The organism is Paenibacillus sp. (genome assembly GCF_035645235.1).
Taxonomy (GTDB): domain Bacteria; phylum Bacillota; class Bacilli; order Paenibacillales; family YIM-B00363; genus Paenibacillus_AE.
On the sequence record NZ_DASQMZ010000180.1, the window covers coordinates 1 to 17,722 of the forward strand.

The 17,722-nt window shown below is 64.5% G+C and carries 15 protein-coding genes; 9 read left to right on the forward strand and 6 right to left on the reverse strand.

From position 1 onward, the window contains the following. Nucleotides 1-339: 339 nt before the first annotated feature. From VEZ38_RS17150 to VEZ38_RS17170, 5 genes are all read left to right on the forward strand, one after another. Nucleotides 340-1,503, forward strand: coding sequence for an MFS transporter (locus VEZ38_RS17150; RefSeq protein ID WP_324895612.1), 1,164 nt, complete (start codon nt 340-342; stop codon nt 1,501-1,503). After that, nucleotides 1,504-2,124, forward strand: coding sequence for an exopolysaccharide biosynthesis protein (locus VEZ38_RS17155; protein ID WP_324895614.1), 621 nt, complete (start codon nt 1,504-1,506; stop codon nt 2,122-2,124). It abuts the gene before it with no gap. Further along, complete coding sequence (locus VEZ38_RS17160) at nt 2,121-3,686, forward strand: M1 family metallopeptidase (protein WP_324895616.1); 1,566 nt, start codon at nt 2,121-2,123, stop codon at nt 3,684-3,686. Before VEZ38_RS17155 ends, VEZ38_RS17160 begins: the two co-directional genes overlap by 4 nt. Before the next feature lie 218 nt (nt 3,687-3,904). Next, a complete protein-coding gene (locus VEZ38_RS17165; protein ID WP_324895618.1) occupies nt 3,905-4,978 on the forward strand; it encodes an aldose epimerase family protein in 1,074 nt (357 codons plus the stop codon). Between the two features lie 155 nt (nt 4,979-5,133). Then, entirely contained in the window at nt 5,134-6,333 is a 1,200-nt protein-coding gene (locus tag VEZ38_RS17170) for an ROK family transcriptional regulator (RefSeq protein ID WP_324895620.1), read from the forward strand. Here VEZ38_RS17170 and VEZ38_RS17175 read toward each other — a convergent pair. Together VEZ38_RS17175 and VEZ38_RS17180 are read right to left on the reverse strand one after the other, a co-directional pair. Beyond that, nucleotides 6,300-7,502 (reverse strand): N-acetylglucosamine-6-phosphate deacetylase, encoded by a 1,203-nt coding sequence (locus VEZ38_RS17175; RefSeq protein ID WP_324895622.1) that lies wholly within the window; start codon nt 7,500-7,502, stop codon nt 6,300-6,302. The two genes, VEZ38_RS17170 and VEZ38_RS17175, sit on opposite strands and share 34 nt — an antisense overlap. After that, nucleotides 7,499-8,263, reverse strand: a complete 765-nt coding sequence (locus VEZ38_RS17180) for a glucosamine-6-phosphate deaminase (protein WP_324895624.1) — start codon at nt 8,261-8,263, stop codon at nt 7,499-7,501. Before VEZ38_RS17180 ends, VEZ38_RS17175 begins: the two co-directional genes overlap by 4 nt. Before the next feature lie 220 nt (nt 8,264-8,483). Here VEZ38_RS17180 and VEZ38_RS17185 point away from each other — a divergent pair, with 220 nt between their 5' ends. The 3 genes from VEZ38_RS17185 (at nt 8,484) to VEZ38_RS17195 (ending at nt 11,779) form a co-directional block, all read left to right on the forward strand. Then, nucleotides 8,484-8,819, forward strand: a complete 336-nt coding sequence (locus VEZ38_RS17185) for a hypothetical protein (protein WP_324895626.1) — start codon at nt 8,484-8,486, stop codon at nt 8,817-8,819. 92 nt (nt 8,820-8,911) lie between these two features. Continuing rightward, the gene (locus VEZ38_RS17190) at nt 8,912-9,712 is read left to right on the forward strand and encodes a Na-translocating system protein MpsC family protein (protein WP_324895628.1); all 801 of its coding nucleotides are present in this window, start codon (nt 8,912-8,914) and stop codon (nt 9,710-9,712) included. Between the two features lie 270 nt (nt 9,713-9,982). Continuing rightward, complete coding sequence (locus tag VEZ38_RS17195; protein ID WP_324895630.1) at nt 9,983-11,779, forward strand: PAS domain S-box protein; 1,797 nt, start codon at nt 9,983-9,985, stop codon at nt 11,777-11,779. On the opposite strand, the gene VEZ38_RS17200 is transcribed toward VEZ38_RS17195, so the two are convergent. From VEZ38_RS17200 to VEZ38_RS17210, 3 genes are all read right to left on the reverse strand, one after another. Then, nucleotides 11,739-11,966, reverse strand: coding sequence for a hypothetical protein (locus VEZ38_RS17200; RefSeq protein WP_324895633.1), 228 nt, complete (start codon nt 11,964-11,966; stop codon nt 11,739-11,741). The genes VEZ38_RS17195 and VEZ38_RS17200 overlap by 41 nt on opposite strands. A gap of 152 nt (nt 11,967-12,118) precedes the next feature. Then, a complete protein-coding gene (locus VEZ38_RS17205; RefSeq protein ID WP_324895634.1) occupies nt 12,119-13,339 on the reverse strand; it encodes a hypothetical protein in 1,221 nt (406 codons plus the stop codon). A gap of 917 nt (nt 13,340-14,256) precedes the next feature. Further along, the gene (locus VEZ38_RS17210; RefSeq protein WP_324895636.1) at nt 14,257-15,462 is read right to left on the reverse strand and encodes a GGDEF domain-containing protein; all 1,206 of its coding nucleotides are present in this window, start codon (nt 15,460-15,462) and stop codon (nt 14,257-14,259) included. 156 nt (nt 15,463-15,618) lie between these two features. Between VEZ38_RS17210 and VEZ38_RS17215 the strand changes: the two genes are divergently transcribed. Next, nucleotides 15,619-16,752 carry a glycosyltransferase family 4 protein gene (locus VEZ38_RS17215; RefSeq protein WP_324895638.1) on the forward strand — a complete coding sequence of 378 codons (1,134 nt, stop codon included), beginning with the start codon at nt 15,619-15,621 and terminating at the stop codon, nt 16,750-16,752. 27 nt (nt 16,753-16,779) lie between these two features. Here VEZ38_RS17215 and VEZ38_RS17220 read toward each other — a convergent pair whose 3' ends face one another. Continuing rightward, a complete protein-coding gene (locus tag VEZ38_RS17220; protein WP_324895640.1) occupies nt 16,780-17,565 on the reverse strand; it encodes a glucose 1-dehydrogenase in 786 nt (261 codons plus the stop codon). Nucleotides 17,566-17,722 lie beyond the last annotated feature (157 nt).

The window sequence follows — 17,722 nt, forward strand, 5'->3', positions numbered from 1 at the left end:
AATGGCTTGCTTCTTCAACTCAAAGCTATACGATTCAAACTTCTGTCCCTTTTTTGCCATAACGAGAAGCACCCCCTATAGTATTCATCGGTTTTAAACACAGGGTGTTTATCCAATGTCCACTATAAGGGGTGCACTTCATTTACACCAGGGGTGTTTTCCAATGTCTACTTTAAGGGGTGCACTTCACCCGCCGCGCCGGGGCTTCCCGCGCGTCGCGGCTTTGAAGCGGACCCGAAATTCTTATATAGTAGTGAAGGAGTATGCAACATCCAACGGAATGGGGTATCGAATCTGCAGCTAGAATCGGCACCGCGCGCGCAAACGCGAAACTATGATTTGCTGCTAGCCGTCGTCTTCGTCGGATATTTTATATTCGGCGTCTCCGAAAATATGAAAGGCCCGGCGCTTCCGCGCATGCAGGACGACTTCGGACTCAGCGAGTGGCAGCTCGGCCTGCTGCTCGCGCTCAACTCGATCGGCTTCCTGCTTGCCTGCTCGTTCGCGGGGCAGGCGATCGAGCGCATCGGCCTGCGTACGGCGCTGCTGCTTACTTTCGGCTTTATGGCGGCCTCCGGATGGCTTATCGGCGGGGCGCCGAGCTTCGCGCCGTTCGCGGGCGCGTTTTTCTTCCTATACGCCTGGAACGGCTTGCTCGAGATCGCGCTCGCCGTCCTGAGCGCCCGGCTGTTTACGAAAAATACGGGCTTTATGATGAATTTGTCGCATTTCTTCTACGGCCTCAGCTCCACGGCGTCGCCGCTCGCGGCGACCGCGGTCATGGGCTGGAGTCCGGGCGGCGGGGAGCTCGGCTGGCGCGGAATGTACGCCGTGCTGCTGCTCGTCTGCGTCCTGCCGATGATCCCGGCGCTCGCCGCGCGCTTCCCGAAGGCGTCGGCGCCGCCGGCGGGCGAGACGCGCGCGACGTGGCGCAGCTTCGCCAAGGACAAGGTCGCGTGGTCGATCGTCGTCCTGCTGTCCCTCGGGGTGACCGCGGAGCTGGCGGCGGGCGGGTGGCTCGTCAATTATTTGGAAAAGGAATACGCCTGGCAGCCGCTCCGCGCCTCGGGGCTGCTCTCGGCCTTCTTCTTCTGCTTTATGATCTCGAGGCTCGTCTTCGGTCCGCTGACGGACAAGATCGGCTTCGTCCGGTCGGTCGTGCTGTTCGCCGGCCTCTCCGGCGCGCTGACGTGCACGGGCGTGCTGCTGGGCGAGAGCGGCGCCGTCCTGCTGGCGCTCGCCGGCGCCGGCATCGGCCCCGTCTATCCGACGGTCATGGCGCTCCTCGCGAAACGGTATCCGCACGGGACGGACGCCGCCATCACGTTCACCGTAACGGCGATCGGCATTCTCGGCGTCGCCGGCAACTTCGCGATCGGCGCGGCGACCGACGCGTTCGGCTACCGCGCCGGATATTTCCTCATCGGGGGCTGCGCGCTCGGCTGCGCGGCGATCGCCGCGGCGCTGTATCGCGGGCTGCGACGCGAAGGGAGCGTGTTGTAAATGGAGCGGAACGTATCCGATATTTTGGAGGAACTGCACGGCGAGCTGACGACGGAGCGGCTGGAGGTGGGGGAGCTGCTCGCGGCGCTGTCGGACAAGGGACCCTTCTTCATCCTGGTCGTCCTCGTCGCGCCGTTCCTGCAGCCGATCGCGCTGCCGGGCGTCAGCACGCCGTTCGGCTTCGTGCTGGCGCTGCTCGCGATCGGCCTCCTGATCGACCGGGACGTGCCGATTCCGACGCGCATCCGGCGCTATGCGCTGCCGAAGAAAGGCGTGTCGCTGCTGTTCCGCGGCGCCGTCGCTTTGTTCCGCCGCCTCGAGCGCTGGTCGAAGCCGCGGCGGCTGGCGGCGCTTACGGCGTCCGGCGGAACGCTTCGCCTGCATGCGCTGCTCGCGCTGTCCTCCGCGGTGCTGCTGATGCTGCCGCTGCCGATTCCGTTTTCCAACTCGCTGCCCGCCTACGTCATCGCCTTCATCGCGCTCGGCTACCTGCTGCGCGACGGCGCGATGCTGCTGTTCGCCTACGGCTTCGTCCTGCTGACGGCTGCGTATTTCGCGCTGATCGGCGTGCTCGGCTTCGAAGGGCTCCAGCTGCTGCTGCGGGAGGCGTGGAGCCGATGAGGAGGCTGCGGGCCGGGGCGGCCGCGCTGCTGCTTGCGCTTGCGGCGGCCGCTTGCTCGGAAGGCGGGACGGCGGTCGCGCCGGAGCGGACCGTGCCGGAGCGGACCGTGCCGGAGCAGACCGTGCCGGGGCAGACCGTGCCGGAGCAGCAGACCGCGGGGCCTGACGCGCAGGAGCCCGCCGCGCAGCAACCCGCCGCGCCGAAGCCTGACGCGCCGAGCCCCGCGCCGCCGCCGCCCGAGCGGACGACGTACGAGATCCGGCTGACGTTCCGTCCGGAGACGCGCGCGCTGACGGGCGTCACCGTCGTCGTCGCGCGCAACGACGCCGACGCCGCGACGAACGAGCTGCGGCTGAGCGCCTATCTCAATGCCTTCCGAGCGGACCGGATCGCCGAGCGGGATCCCGTCCTGCCGGAGCACCGAAAGCGCGCCTACCCGCCGGACTTCGCCGAGGGGGGGCTCGACGTCCGCGGCGCGGCGGTCGACGGGACGCCCGTCCCCGTCGAGGTTCGCGGCGAATCGATCGTCGTCTCGCTGCCGGAGCCGTGGGCGCCCGGCGAATGGCGGCGGCTCGAGCTGGAATGGGACGCGACGCTGCCCCGCGTGCATCACCGCTTCGGCATGAGCGAGGACGCGTATTGGTTCGGCAACGCGCTGCCGACGCTGTTCGTCTTCGACGGCGAATGGCGGGATTATGCGTACGAGGCGGTCGGCGATCCGTTCTACGCGGCCGTCGCCGACTACCGCGTCCGGATTACGGCGCCGGACGGCTATGCGGTCGTGGCGACGGGCGACGAGGCCGAGCCGGTCCCCGCGGACGAAGCGGGCTTCGCGACGACGGCCGTCGAGGCGCCTCGCGCGCGAGACTTCGCGTTCGCCCTCAGCCGTTCGCATGAAGCTGTCGCCGCCGAGGCCGAAAGCGGGCTGCGCGTGAATGTGCATTACCGGCACGCGTCGAAGGCGCGGGCGGAAGCGGCGGCGGCCGCGGCGGCGGGCATGGCGGATTTCCTCGAGCGGACGGTCGGGGAGCTGGGGACGCGGGAGGCGGACATTTTCGAAAACGAGATGTTCGTCACCGGCATGGAGTACCCCGGCTTCGTGCTCGTGCGCGCGGATCGGCTGAACGCCGCGGCCGGCCTCGAGACGGTCGTGCACGAAATCGCCCACCAATGGTTTTACGGCGCGGTCGGCAACGATCAAGTCGCCGAGCCGTGGCTCGACGAGGCGTTCGCGACGTTTTTGACGGACGCTTATCGGCTCGGCGGGAAGCTGGACGCGACGTACGCGGAGCGGCTGCGCGCCGTTCGGGCCGACGCGGCGCTCGGCGACGTACGAAGCTACGACAGCTGGTCCGCGTATTGGAACGGCAACTATCGCTTGGGCGCGCTCATGCTGCACGCCCTCCGGGGGGAGCTCGGGGAGGACGGGTTCGCGCGCTTCCTGCGCGACTATTACGCGCGCTTTCGGGACGGGGTCGCGACGACGGAGGGCTTCGTCGAGACGGCGGAGGAAGCCTACGGCGGCTCGTTGGACGCGTTTTTCGCCAGATGGCTGCCTTAAAGCGCGGACGGGTTTTCCGGAAAGCGCCGCGTTTTGGAACATCGCGCTTTTTGGACAAATTGGACAATCGCGGCATTTTGAAAAACAACGGCTTTCGAACTACCGGGAGACTAAAGAGATACCGAGCGTCGGCGAACATTACGGCTTGGACGTTGAGCCGGAATTCGGTATGATGAATCCAGCATTCGCAAAAGAAACGACGGGGAGAGGGTACACGAATGGGCAAAGGCATTACGGAGCGGCCGTTCGGCGCGACGGCGGAGGGCAAGGCGATTCGTCTGTTTACATTAACGAACGGAGCGGGTACGAGCGTCGATATTTCCGACCTCGGCGGCGTCATCGTCGCGCTGCGGACGAAGGACCGGGAAGGGCGCTTCGACGACGTGACGCTCGGGTACGACCGCGTAGAAGACTATTTGCGCAAGGGTCCGTATTTCGGGGCGCTGATCGGGCGCCATGCGAACCGGATCGAAGGCGCGGCGTTCGAGCTGAACGGCAAAGAATATCGGCTTGCGAAGAACGACGGCAACAACCATCTGCACGGCGGGCTCGTCGGCTTCGATAAGGTCGTATGGGACGCGGAAATCGTGCGCGCGGCGACCGGCGAAGGGGAAGCGCTGCGCCTCGCCTACGTGAGCGCGGACGGCGAAGAGGGGTACCCGGGCGAGCTTCGCGTCGCGGTCGTCTATACCTTAACGGACGACGACGCGCTCGTCATCGATTACGAGGCGACGACGGATCGGGACACGGTCGTCAATCTGACGAATCATGCGTACTTCAACCTCGCGGGCCACGCGTCCGGCGGCGATATCGGCGGCCACGAGCTCATGATCGCAGCGGACAAGTTCACGCCGGTGAACGCGGAATGCGTGCCGACGGGCGACATTCGCGACGTGGCGGGCACGCCGATGGATTTCCGCAGCCTGCGGGCGATCGGCCCGGGCCTTGCGAGCGGCGACGAGCAGATCGCGAACGGCGGCGGCTACGACCACAACTGGGTGCTGAACGTGAGCGGGAAGGCGCCGGAGAAGGCGGCCGAGGTATACGAGCCGACGACCGGCCGCGTCATGGAGGTGTTCACGACGAAGCCGGGCGTGCAGTTTTATTCCGGCAACTTCCTGGACGGCTCGGACGTCGGCAAGGGAGGCGCGGTGTACGGCAAGCGCGCCGGCTTGTGCCTTGAGACGCAATATTTTCCGAACGCCATGAAGCACAAGCATTTCCCGTCGCCGATTTTGCGCGCGGGCGAGACGTATAAGCATACGACGTCTTACAAGTTTTCGGCAAGATAACGCGGCGCGCCGCCTCAGGCTGTCCTCTACTCTATTGTAGGGGACAGCCTTTTATTGCGCCCTTAATACGTTGACATGCCGCAGGTCGCGCTGGCGTCGGAATTTTGCTACCATGGAGGCACTGAAACGAATGTAGACGAACGGAGGCCGGAGGCATGGCTTCGAATACGCGGGGCAGGGGGCCGACGCTGGCCAAGGATATGAACCGCAAGCTAATTTACGGGGAATTGAAGCGTCGGCGCGAGACGACGCGCACGGAGCTGGCCGCGGCGCTGGGACTGAATAAAAACACGGTGAACGCCATCGTGGACGAGCTGATGGAGGCGGGCTACGCGCGCGCCACCGGATTGCGCGAAGGGGGCGGCGCCGGGCGGAAGGCGCTCGGGATCGCCTTCGAGCCGGCGAATCGAAGGGCGTTCGGCTTTCAGCTGGCGGCGGGCTCGCTCGTCGCGGTCGTAACCGACCTATACGGCTCGCCGCTCGAGCGCACGGAGCTGCCGCTTCGCGCCGCGGCGCCGGCGGACGTCGTCGCCGCGGCGGCGAGCTTCGCCCGCGCGCGGCTCGCCGCCGCGCCGGAGGGCACCTACGTCGGCGCGGGCCTCGGCGTGCCGGCGGTCGTCGACCCGGCGGGGGAGCGCGTCGTACGGTCGACGCATCTAGGCTGGACGGACGTGCCGCTGAGGGCGATGCTTGCGGACGCGCTGCCGCTTCGGCATACGCTGATCGACAACGCGGTGAAGCTGGCGACGCAGGGAGAGCTCTGGTACGGCGCGGGGCAAGGCCTGAAGCACTTCGCCTACTGTTCGTTCGGAAGGGGCGTCGGCTGCGGAATCGTCGTCGACGGGAACGTCGTGCGCGGCGAAGCCGGCTTCGCGGGCGAGCTCGGCCACACGGTCGTAGAGCCTCTCGGCCCGCGCTGCGAGTGCGGCAACGAGGGCTGCCTAGAGGCAGTCGCGGGGCTGCCGGGCGTCTTCGGACGGCTGTCGGCCGCGACCGGGGAGCCGGCGTCCGCGTTCGATGCGGCCGTTCTCGCCGCGCGCGCCCGCGCCGGCGATCCGGCCGTGCTCGCGGAGCTGGACCGCGTCGGCCGCGCCATCGGCGCCGCGCTCGCTGGGATCGTCAACTTAATCAACGCGAGGCGGATCGTCTTCGACGGGCCGCTCCTGCTCGCAGCGGACGCGCTGCTTCCCGTCGTCCGCCGCGAGCTGCGGCGAAACTCGCTCGCCCCCGCTTTCGAGCAAGCCGAACTCGTCGTCTCGTCGCTGCAGCCGTTATCGTCCGCGATCGGAGCGGCGGCCGGCATCGTCCGCGCTTGGGAGCATCAAGCGGATCCGCTCGAGCCGATATCGCTCTGAAGGGCGAAGACGGCCGTCCCCGCTTTGTACGTCTCTTCGACCGCGATGCTCCCGCCGTCCGGGTCGATGCGGAAACGGACGAGATCGGCGGCCGCGCCGACCTCGAGCCGACCGACGCCGGCGAGCCCTACGGCGTCGGCGGGGGCCGCCGAGCCGAGCGCCCACGCTTCGGGGAGCGGCAGCAAGCCTCGCGCCGCGACGCGCCCGATGCCGTCGATGAGCATCTGCGCGGAGCCGGCGAGCAAGGCCGGATTCGACGCGAGGTGCAGCCGGCCTTCCGGCGTCAGCACCACGTCCCCGCCGATATGGGTCGTATAGGCGCCCGGGGCGAGGCCGCTTAAGTAGACGGCGTCGCTGACGAACGCGATGCGGCCCGCCTTCGCCCGCAGGAACACCTTCAGCACCGAATCGGGCAGATGGAAGCCGTCGGGAATGACGCAGGCGGTCAACTCGTCGGCGGCCAGCTGCTCCCAAATGTAGTTCGGGTGGCGGGGCAGCAGCAGCTGCGCGGCGTTGCCGAGGTGGGTGCTCATGCGGGCGCCGGCGGCGACCGCCTCGCGAATGCGCTCCGGCGTCGCGGCGGTGTGGCCGATCGAGACGACGACGCCGTCCGCCGCGCAGGCCGCGACGAACGAGGCGAAGTCGTCCCACTCCGGCGACATCGTGACGATGGCGATGCGGCCGCCCGAGGCGTCCTGCCAGCGGCGGAACGCCGCGAGGTCCGGGGGGCGCACGAATCGCGCGTCGTGCGCGCCGCGGGAGCCGTCGACGGGAGAGAGGAACGGCCCCTCGAGGTGGATGCCGCCGACGCAGGCGGCGACCAACGGATCCGCGTCGCAGGCCGCCGCGATCGCGCGCAGCGACGTTTCGATCGCCTCGTCGCTGTTCGTGACGATCGTCGGAAACACGGTCGTGACGCCTCGGCCGAGCAGCAAAACTACGGCTTCCCGCACGAGGGAGGGGTCGAGCGGCACCGAGTTGAAGTCGATGCCCGCGTAGCCGTTCACCTGCAAATCGACGAGACCCGGCGCAAGCCAAGGCAGGTCGGCGCCGCCGCCTTCGAGCGGCTCGATGCGGGCGATGCGGCCGTCCGCGAGCGTGAGGCGCGCGGCGCCGCCATCCAGCAGCCGGCCTTCGACGACTTTCGTCCGGCGCTCCGGCGCGCTCATGCCGTCACCCCCGCGTACGACGCGGCGTCGACGAACAGCGTGCAGTCCGGGTGGCGCCGGAGAATCGATGCGGGGCAAGCGGTCGAGATCGGGCCCTCCAGCGTCGCCTTCACCGCGTCGCGCTTCGTCGGTCCGGGCACCATGCAGTACAGGTGCGCGGCATTCGTCAACGCCGGAATCGTCAGCGTCAGCGCATGGGTCGGCACCGCGTCGAACGACGGAAAGCAGCCGTCGTTCACCTGCTGCGTCCGGCAGGCGTCGTCGAGCTCGACCGGCTTTACGGTCGCGGGATCGTCGAAGTCGGCGACCGGCGGGTCGTTGAACGCGATGTGCCCGTTCTCCCCGATGCCGAGGCAGACGATGTCGATCGGCGCTTCCCGAAGCAGCTTGCCGTACCGGTCGCACTCCGCCTCGATCGGCGCGGAGCAGTCGATCAGATGCACGACGCCCGGCCGCACGAGATCGAACAGCCGCTCTTGCAAAAACCGGCTGAACCGCTGCGGCGCATCCTCCGGCAAGCCGATATAGTCGTCCATATGGAATGCGACGACGCGAGACCAGTCGATGCCGTCCGCCGCGGCGAGCGTCTCGAGGAATTCGTTCTGGGACGGCGCGGCGGCGAAAATCATGCGCACGACCGGCTGAGCGGCGAGCAGCGCCTTCAGCCGGGCAGCCGCCGCGAGGCCGGCGGCCTCGCCGAGCTCCCGGCGCGTGGCGTACACGCGGACCTTCAACAAATCGACGACGCGGGATGCAATCATAAATCTCGTCCTTTCGTGAATTAGTATAAATATTATACGAATACCTCAAGTATGGGGGCGCCAAGCGCGTTTGGCAAGCGGAAATATGATCGGCGCCGCACGGCATCGATCGTCCGGGGAGCGGAAACGGGCATGTCGCCCGAGCCGTCGCCATACCTTGAAGGGGAAGGGACTCGGCGCGCGCCGACCGCGCGATCGAGCCTGCACCGGAGGTGTTTCCATGCGTATTCGCCTTTCGATCTGGCCCGCGGTCGTCACCGCGGCGGCGGCCGTCCTGCTCCATGCCGTCCATGCCGGTCTCCTGCTCGCGGCGGCCGGCGCGGCCGGCGTCGCGGCGCACGCGCACCATGCGCATCATGGGCACGGAGGCGCCTATGTTTGGCTCGCGTGGCTCGGCTGGGGCGTCAACGCGCTGTCGCTGGCGCTCTGCGCCGCGCTCTTCGTCTCGTACGTGCGCAGACGCCGCGACGAACCTCGCGCGGCGAGAGCGGCGCTCTCGACCTGCCTTGCGACGTTCGCGGTCGTCGCCGCGACGAGCGTCTGGGCGCTGACCTGAAGCGGGGCCGTCTCCCGGCGCCCGGAACGGGATAAGGGGGCGGCATCTTTTCCTGGGTAATATTTCAAGGTCGATCGGGAATGCTAAACAGGATGGATTTTCTAGGCCAGACTGTCTGCGAGGTGTTGCCGGTGGGCGCGAAGGAACCGACGAGCGAGGACGTACAATTGCTTCAGCAGAACATCTCGAGTTACCTGGGGCATTTGCTTCGGGATACGTTCGGGAAAGGACCTGAATCGGTCTACGTTTCGATCGGGCATACGTACATCACGGTGTACCTGCGTAATTTCATGACGCCGTCGGAGAAGGTGCTGATGGAGCAAGACCATGAGCTCATTGTCATGCAGACGCGGGACCGGCTGATGCAGACGATGGTGCCCGAGCTGAGCGGCTACCTCGAGGGCCTGGTGGGGCAGAAGCCGCAGGAGTTATATTACGATTGGGGTCTTCATAACCGTTCGGGCATGATCATGGGCGTGTTTCCCCGGCCCGTCGGCTTCGCGGGCATCGACGAACGGTACGAAGGCCGCCGCGAGATCGAGCACGAAATTATCGAAATCAGCCGCAACGCCCAGAAGCCGCCCGAAGAAATTTACTCTTGCGCGCTGAACGAACGCACGGTGGTCGTCGTGCGCAACGGCATTCTCGTCCGCATCGAGAAGGAGCTCATCCGCCACGGCGTCGGACTGCTGCTTCGCCAGGCGAAACGGAACTTAGAGAAGAGCTACATGCACAACCACACGAGGCTGCCCTCGATCTTCGGAAAACGAATCGTCGACAGCTTCGTCGATTGGGACTTCGACCTCGATAAGAGCGTGATGGTCTTCGTCCTCAATCCGAAACCGCTTCGCGGCGAAAACGAGCGGAGCATGGTGGACAAGGTAGAATCGTAAATCGCGCGGGAATTCGGCTGCCGCGGCTGTCGACGTCCTGCGCGTTTTTTTTGCTTTGACGCGAGGCGAGGATTCCCTCCCTAAGGTCCTTGGATGACGGCTTGCCCGAGGCGCCGGCCGCCTGCGGGGAACGCTCGCCGAACGCAGAAGACGGGCGCGAGCCGGCCGAAGTTGTAGCACCGCAAACTCATGAAGTTGTGGTACGATGGTTTCAATAATCATTCAAAGGACCGACGGGCCCGTACCGCCGGCGAAGGAGGCGCCGCACCGATGTCTGCGACAACCCATGAAGCCAATTTCATCGAACAACTGCGAGATGCGTTCTTCGTACTGGACGCGGAATGGAATTTTATATATATGAACCGGATGGCCGAGGAGTGCTTGTTCGCCGCGAGGGAGGGGCTGCTCGGGAAAAACTTGTGGACGGCATTTCCCGGCGCCGTCGGGACGTTGTTCGAACGCGAATACCGCCGCGTCATGGCGGAGGGGGTCATTTCGCAATTCGAGGAATATTATCCGTTCCCGCTGAATCGGTGGTACCATGTGACCGCCTCGCCGTGCATGGAAGGGCTGGCCGTTCAATTCCGCGACGTGACCGAGACGAGGCAGGCGCTGCTCCAAAGCCAGGAGGCGTATCGTTCGCTCTTCGAGCATCACCCGGACGCGGTGTGCGCAGTCACGAAGGACGGCATCATCCGGTCGGTCAATCCTGCGATGCTGCGACTATACGGCTACTCGGCGGACGAAATTCTCAAACTCGATGCACGGCGGCTTTGCGCGGAGGAAAATCTTATTGCCATGGAACGGCGGTTCCGGGCGGCGGTGGCGGGAACGCCGCAAAAATACGAAACCTACGCTTACGCGAAAGACGGCCGCCGCCTCGACCTCCATGTCACGCTCGTCCCGATTCACGACGGCAACGGAGGCATCTCCGGCGTATTCGGCATTTCGAAGGATATATCGGAGCGCAAGCATGCGGAGGAGCAGCTTCGCCGCAGCGAGGCGAATTTGCGGCAAGCGTTGGAGCGTCTGCACGATACGGAAGCGCTGTTCCGGCTCATTTCGGAGCACGCGCAGGACGCGATTACGCTCAGTACGCCGGACGGCATCGTACAATATATGTCGCCCGGCGTCACCGGCTTGACCGGGTACACTCCGGAAGAGGTGGTGGGCAGGAAACGAACGGATTTCTATCACGTGGAGGATCATCCGAAGGTCGGCGTGCCGGAGGGACAGGAGTCGTTCGTCTCCGTCAATCGCATTCGGCATAAGGACGGGCATTACGTATGGATCGAGACGTCGCAGAAGCTGATCCGGGACGAGCGCGGCAACGTCGTCAATATCTTGGGCATCGGACGGGACGTCTCCCGGCGCGTCGAAGCGGAGGAGCTGATGCTCAAGTCCGAGAAGCTGAAGCTGACCGGACAGCTCGCCGCCGGCATCGCCCACGAAATCCGCAATCCGCTCACGGCGATCAAAGGCTTTCTTCAATTCATGCGTACCGGACATGCCTTTAAGCCGGAGTACGTGGACGTCATGGGCGCGGAGCTCAAGCGAATCGAAACGATCTTGACCGAGCTGCTGCTGCTCGCCAAGCCGAATGCGACGTCGTTCGCGCGCAAGGACTTGACCGACATCGTGGGGCAGGTCGTCACGCTAATGGAAACGGAGGCGCATCTGACCGGCACGGAGCTCGTCCTGCGGACGGACGGCGAGGCGCTGCCCATCGAATGCGACGAGAATCGATTAAAGCAGGTGTTCATCAACTTCGTGAAGAACGGCATTGAGGCGATGCCGAAGGGCGGTAAGCTGAACGTCGAAACGAGACGCGAGGGCGTCGAGGCGGTGCTGACGTTCGCCGACGAAGGCGTAGGCATACCGGAGGAGACACTGCGGCGAATCGGGCAGCCGTTCTTCACGACGAAGGAGAAGGGGACGGGCCTAGGCCTTGCGGTCAGCTTCACGATCGTCGAGAGCCACCGCGGCACCGTGTCGATCGAGAGCGAGGTCGGCAAAGGCACCACGATTACCGTCCGTCTTCCGCTCCTTCCAGCTTCGCTTGAATGAACGGATGGCGCTCGAGCTGCATTCGCCGTTCTTCGGATTGCGTACCCTTATACGCCCAGCCGTCGCCGACGCGCTCCCATCGTTCGATCGACCGCTCGTAAGGGGCGTCCTCGCTCGCCCGGAAGCCGACGCCGGCCGTCACGACCCCCGGGAGCTTGTCGCTGACCCAATACACACGTTTTAACATATCAGGAGCCTCCTAAGGCGATTTAGGTTTTTTCTATATTTATGAGACAGGGCGTCGGCGCATGCGTTGTTTTCTCTGGGCGTCTGGAGCGTTCCGGCTCGAAAAAGGACCGTTCGGCTCGCGACAGCCGAAACGGTCCTTCTTCTTGTTCTTTACTTGTCGAACCAGACCGGAGGCGCGTCGACGTCTCGGATGAAGACGGAGGCATTCGCGCCTCGCTTCGTGGATATCCAGACGTCGGACGGGCGACGGTCCGGCCCCGTCGAACGCACCCAGGTCAGCCGTCCCGCGGAAGCGATATAGTCGGGGTTGAAGTCGCCGCTTCCTGTTGGCGGCGTCGTTAGGCGCTTCGCCTTCCCGGACTTTAGGTCGAGCGCGTAGAGCGACGGCGTCGCGTTCGGGGCCGGCCCTTCGTCCCACGAGAGCTCCGGCGCCCGCGGCACGACGACGGCATCCGCGGACAGCCAAGCAAAGCCGAGATCCATCATGCCCGCAGGCGTCAAGATCGGCTCGCCGGCGGCCGGAGCGTCTCGATATTCGAATCGCTTGTTCGATATCTCGAATCGACCTTCGCCGTCGATAAACCCGATCCGGTTTTTTCGGGGCGCCCAGCGGTACCAGTCTTCGCGCGACAGCATGGTGCCGATCGTCAGAAACCGCGTTCCGTCCGCGGAGAGGAGGCAAAGCGAGTTCGCGTCCATCGACAGCGACGCGGTCGGCTCGGCGACGAACGCGACCCAGCGGCCGTCCGGCGACCAGCGGAATTCGCTGACCGAGACGGCGAAGAACGCCTCGGACGGCGCCGGCAGCGTGAACAGCGGCCTCTCGGACGATTCGCCGCCGGCGCCGAGGCGAACGACGGACAACGTAAGCGGCTGCCACTCGCCGTTCCTGCGCAGCGGCAGCGAAGATACGAGCAGCCCGCGGTCGTCCGGCAGCCATCCGAGCTGGCCGACGCCGCGCGCCCGCCGCACGGGATCGAGGGCGGCGCCGGAACCGTTTTCCAAATCGATCGTATACGCTTCCCCGTCCGCGCGGTAAGCCAGCTTCGCTCCTCGGTGCGACCAGCGCGCGTCGGCGCAGCCCTTGCAAATGCGCACGGATTCGTCGCTCTTGAGCCGATACGCCCATATTTCGTAGCTCGGCTCCCGCGTCTCGTAAGCAAGCCACGCGCCGTCGGCCGACCAAGCCGCCTTCCGGATCGGGTCCGGCAGCGCCGACACGAGCCGTTCGCTCCGCCCCTCCTTTAGCCACAAGTCGCCGTCGCGCAGAAACGCGCCTATCAGCTCCGGCGGCCGTTCGAGCTCCTTCGCCCCGCCGACGAGCAGCGCAAGGGGAAGGAGGGCGAGCCAAATCCACAGCTTCTTCCGCATTCGAAGACCCTCCTCTTTTGGTGCGTCTGGGACTAGTTTCCTGCGCTGCCACCGAATTTATTCGAATGCTCCGCCGTCGTCGGCTGCCGGGTTGCCCGGCGGTTTACGGTTCCTGTATGGTCATTAGGCCCCGCTGATTGATGGAGATGACGCCTCCCAGTTGCACATGCGCTTGGACGTGTTGTCGAGCGCCGGCATGTTGGAAAGGCACAAACGAGAGCTTTTGTAGTAACTATGGGTTTAGTGTTTCGTGAAGATCATGACAGAATTGAATAATGTAGAAAATGTGGGAGGCTGCCGATGACGAGCCTGCAGGATAAGCATGCGGCGTGTTGGTATGCCGAGGAGGGCGGCGAAATTGTATGCAAGCGCCCGCAAGCTGTTCGAGCGCAACGGCTTCCAGTTTATGTGCCGGATGCCGGACTATTATTACCCGGGCGAGGGCAAGCTGCTGTACCTGCGCGTCCTGTCCTCTTAGCGGCGGTGTCCGGAAGCAACGAAACAGACTCCGCCAGGCCAACCTGCAGCCTGGGCGGAGTCTGTTTTTCGTGAAGGGCGCAGGTGATCCTGCACAAAATGCAGTTATTTCGCGCATCGAGGGCCGCTTTGGAGGGGGAAGCTGCCGAAAATGCAGTTATTTTTAAGGTTGGAGCATGTTGACAGCCTGATTAGCTGCAGGTTTGCAGTTGATAAGCGCTTACAAGGCCCTCGGAGATAAAAATAGATGCATTTTTTGCAGATTCGTCCCCCCTCATGGGTTCTAATCGACGGCGGGGGCGCATATGGTCGAATACGAATCGATTCGTGGAAGCGCTACCAATTGGAACCTTCAGGCAAAGGGGGGCTCAGGCCCGGTGGCGGGGAGCCAAGCCAAGCGCGCAGGCCAAGCACGCAAGACAAGCGCGGGCCCCGCCGCCTTATTCTCCCCGCAGATGCTTCGGCGCGGCCATGCCGACGAGAAGGCCGGGCTTGTACCCGGTGACGCGGTTTTTCCCGGTTTTCTTCGAAAAATACATCGCCTCGTCGGCCTGCTTCGTCAGCTGCTCGGCCGTGAGCCCCTTGCGATGCTTCGCCCAGCCGACGCTGACGGTGACGCCCGCCTCGGCTTCGATCCGCGCGCGCACCCGCTCCGCGACCTTCGACGTATCCTGCCGCGGGTCGGAAACGATCATCACGATCTCCTCGCCGCCGTACCGGCCCGCGAGGCCGATGTCCTCCGCGATTTCCATGACGATGGCGGCGACCTTGCGGAGCGCTTCGTCGCCTTGCTGATGCCCTTTCGTATCGTTCAGCTTCTTAAAGTTGTCGATATCCGTAAAGATGACGCCGACGGGCACGCCCGATAGGACCAATTGCTCCAGACGCCGCATAAAGTAACGCCGGTTGTACAGCCCCGTCAGGCCGTCCGTGATGGACGACTGATAGACGGCCTGCATGAGCTCGAGCACCCGTTCGAAGATAAACAAAAACACGATAAAAAAGAAGACGACCGGCAAAAAGTTTTCCGCGAACGAAAAACCGACCGACGCGCCGCCGTACACGTACCCGTTCAGCACCGCGGCGGAGTGGGTCAAGAAGAAGACGACGAGCGCCAGCTGATATTTCGTCGATTGGCCGATAGACGGCGTCACGAAGTAGAAACAAAAGAAGATGACGATGTACAGATAGATATCCATCCATACGTTCAAGAACGCGTTCGCCTGCGCCGTGGCCGTCGCCGCCGCGGGATCCGCGAACAGCTGCGAAGCGGCGTAATAACGCGCGCCCATGATGAGCGCCGCGATCAACCCGCCGAGATACGCGAGGAACGTTACCTTGCGCTTCGTCGGATTATATAGCTGGTAGAGGCCGACATTCAGCGCGATGAAGCTCAGCGCCTGCAATCCGTGGATCAGATAATGCTCGACGCCTCCGTCATGCGCGCCGGGACGGCTGCCGAGCAGCACGATCGCGAAATATTGCACGGCGATCAGCAGCAAGGAAAAGGTGAGCGAAAAATACGCCTTCTTCCGACGCGAGAGCATGAGCCGCAGCGACATGCTGATCATCAGGAGCAGCATGAGTAAGATCATCATCGCGGACACGGTGCCGCCGAGCGTCCCTAAAAACAAGTCGCGAGCCAAAACGGTAGTCGCCCTCCTTCGGAAGTCTATCCTATTGTACCAGAAACCTTTCGAATCGTCTCTCGTACAATGGCGCGCGCCACCTTTTCGTTGTCCCGGGCATCGTTTTTCGGTATCCTTAAATAGATAGGTTCGAGCATCAGGGAGGGGACGGCCGTGAACGTATTGCAGGCGTTGTTTTTTCCGCCGGAGCAGCCGGGCGGGGTATCATCGATGGTACCGTATGTGCAAGAGCGGTTCGTTCGCATGGGCTGGGGTATGGAGCTGTTTTCGATTCCGAAGCGGGTACGCGGGAAAGGAACGGAGCCGTTCGAGTTCGAAACGTTCGATTGGCGGCGATTCGCCGGCGTGCCGATCGTAAATAAATACATGCAAACCTTGAAAGATTACGAGTGGTGGACGAAGCTGAGGGTGAAGGGCACGTACGACGTCATTCACGCTCATCATCCGGTGGCCGCGCTCGTGATGAAGAAGCTTTTTCCGGATACGCCGGTGTTGATGACCGTGCATTCGAGCTTCGAGAAGGAGCTGATCCTTAACGGCCGCATCTCCGAGGGAGGACCCGAGGAGCAATTTTTAACGTCGCTGTACGGAGAGCTGGAGCATCAGGTCGATCGGCTCATGACGGTGTCCGAGGCGTTCAAGTCGTATATCGCGCAGTACGTGAAGCATCCCGAGCGCATCCTCGTCATCCGCAACGGCTTCGACGAGAAGCGGTTCAAACCGATGGCGCACGAGAACGAGGTGCCGCAGCTGATCACGATGTGCCGGCTCGTGCCGGCGAAAGGGCTCGACGTGCTCTTGCGCGCGTGCGCGGAGCTGAAGCGCCGCAACCTGCCGTTCATGCTTCACGTCATCGGCGACGGCCCGATGCGCGAGGAGCTTGAGGAGCTGGCCCGCACGCTCGGCGTGTACGACGACATCGTCTTCTACGGCTACATGCTGCATCCCGAGGAGTTCATGCCGTTCTTCGACGTGTTCGTGCTCCCGTCCCGGGCGGAGGCGTTCGGCAACGTGTTCGCGGAGGCGGCGCTGTGCTGGCTGGCGCTCGTCGGCACGAACGTCGGCGGCATCAGCGAGCAGATCGAACACGGGGTGAACGGCCTCCTCGTGCCGGTGGACGATGCGCTCGCCCTCGCCGACGCGCTCGAGCAGGTCGTGGTCGACCCGTCGTTCCGCTACGAGCTGTCGCGCGCCGCGTACGAGAAGGCGAAGAGCACGTATTCGCTCAACCGGGTCATCCGGCAGCTGAAGCGGCTGTACGTCGGCGCGGCGGAGCAAGGGGACTAAGGCCGATTTTCGGGAAAAGGCTTCGATCTATTCTTCGTAAATCATCTTCACGGTCATCCCGCCGTCGACGACGAGGTTTTGCCCCGTGAGGAAGCCCGACGCCGCGTCGCTCGTCAGGAACAGGCACGCTTCGGCGATGTCCTCCGGACGCCCGACGCGGCCGACCGGGTGCTGCAGCCGGTCGCGCTCCGAATGCGACGGCTCGCTCGCCCGGGCGCTGTATTGCCAGTCCCGCGTCTCGATCCAGCCGGGGGATACGGCGTTAACGCGGATGCCGTGCGGGCCGAGGCTGACGGCCAGCGCGTGCGTCAGCGCGAGGATGCCGCCCTTAGAGGCGGCGTACGCCTCGGTATGCGGCTCCGACATGAGCGCGCGCGTGGAAGCGATGTTGACGATCGCCCCGCGGCGCTGCCGCTTCATGATCCGCGCCGCGGCGCGCGAGCACAGGAACGTCCCGCGCAGGTTGACGCCGATGACGCGGTCCCAATCGGCGATGTCGAGCTCGGTCGGGTCGCCGCCGCGTCCGATGCCGGCGTTATTGATGAGCGCATGAACGCCGCCGAACTCTTCGGCGGTGACGCGCAGCCATCGCTCGACGTCCTCCTCGCGGCTGACGTCCGCGGCGAGGTATATCGCCTTGCCGTTCAGCCGGCGGATTTCGCGGATGACCTCGAAGCCGGCTTCCTTGTCGGGATCGGCGATCGAAACCGCGTAGCCCCGGCTCGCGTACGCGTACGCGAGCGCGCGGCCGATGCCTTGCGCGCCGCCGGTCACGGCGACGACGGGAAGCTGCCTGTCGGAAGAGCCGGTCATAAGGGATCGCTCCTTCGCTATATAGATGGTTTCGTTGTTCGTTTGCACGCATCGCTAGTGCAGGGAAGTTGTACTCATTGTATCCAATCGGCTCGGACGCTTTCAACACGGGAGGTGCTAAAACGCCATGTCCGATCATAAAACCTCTAAAGACGTC

Bases quoted from the DNA above. Each gene is read 5' to 3' on its own strand.
- VEZ38_RS17175 (WP_324895622.1), bottom strand. From the start codon at position 7,502: ATGAGCGCGCCGGAGCGCCGGACGAAAGTCGTCGAAGGCCGGCTGCTG.
- VEZ38_RS17185 (WP_324895626.1), top strand. From the start codon at position 8,484: ATGCGTATTCGCCTTTCGATCTGGCCCGCGGTCGTCACCGCGGCGGCG.
- VEZ38_RS17180 (WP_324895624.1), bottom strand. From the start codon at position 8,263: ATGATTGCATCCCGCGTCGTCGATTTGTTGAAGGTCCGCGTGTACGCC.
- VEZ38_RS17220 (WP_324895640.1), bottom strand. From the start codon at position 17,565: ATGACCGGCTCTTCCGACAGGCAGCTTCCCGTCGTCGCCGTGACCGGC.
- VEZ38_RS17155 (WP_324895614.1), top strand. From the start codon at position 1,504: ATGGAGCGGAACGTATCCGATATTTTGGAGGAACTGCACGGCGAGCTG.
- VEZ38_RS17200 (WP_324895633.1), bottom strand. From the start codon at position 11,966: ATGTTAAAACGTGTGTATTGGGTCAGCGACAAGCTCCCGGGGGTCGTG.
- VEZ38_RS17170 (WP_324895620.1), top strand. From the start codon at position 5,134: ATGGCTTCGAATACGCGGGGCAGGGGGCCGACGCTGGCCAAGGATATG.
- VEZ38_RS17165 (WP_324895618.1), top strand. From the start codon at position 3,905: ATGGGCAAAGGCATTACGGAGCGGCCGTTCGGCGCGACGGCGGAGGGC.
- VEZ38_RS17205 (WP_324895634.1), bottom strand. From the start codon at position 13,339: ATGCGGAAGAAGCTGTGGATTTGGCTCGCCCTCCTTCCCCTTGCGCTG.
- VEZ38_RS17195 (WP_324895630.1), top strand. From the start codon at position 9,983: ATGTCTGCGACAACCCATGAAGCCAATTTCATCGAACAACTGCGAGAT.
- VEZ38_RS17160 (WP_324895616.1), top strand. From the start codon at position 2,121: ATGAGGAGGCTGCGGGCCGGGGCGGCCGCGCTGCTGCTTGCGCTTGCG.
- VEZ38_RS17190 (WP_324895628.1), top strand. From the start codon at position 8,912: ATGGATTTTCTAGGCCAGACTGTCTGCGAGGTGTTGCCGGTGGGCGCG.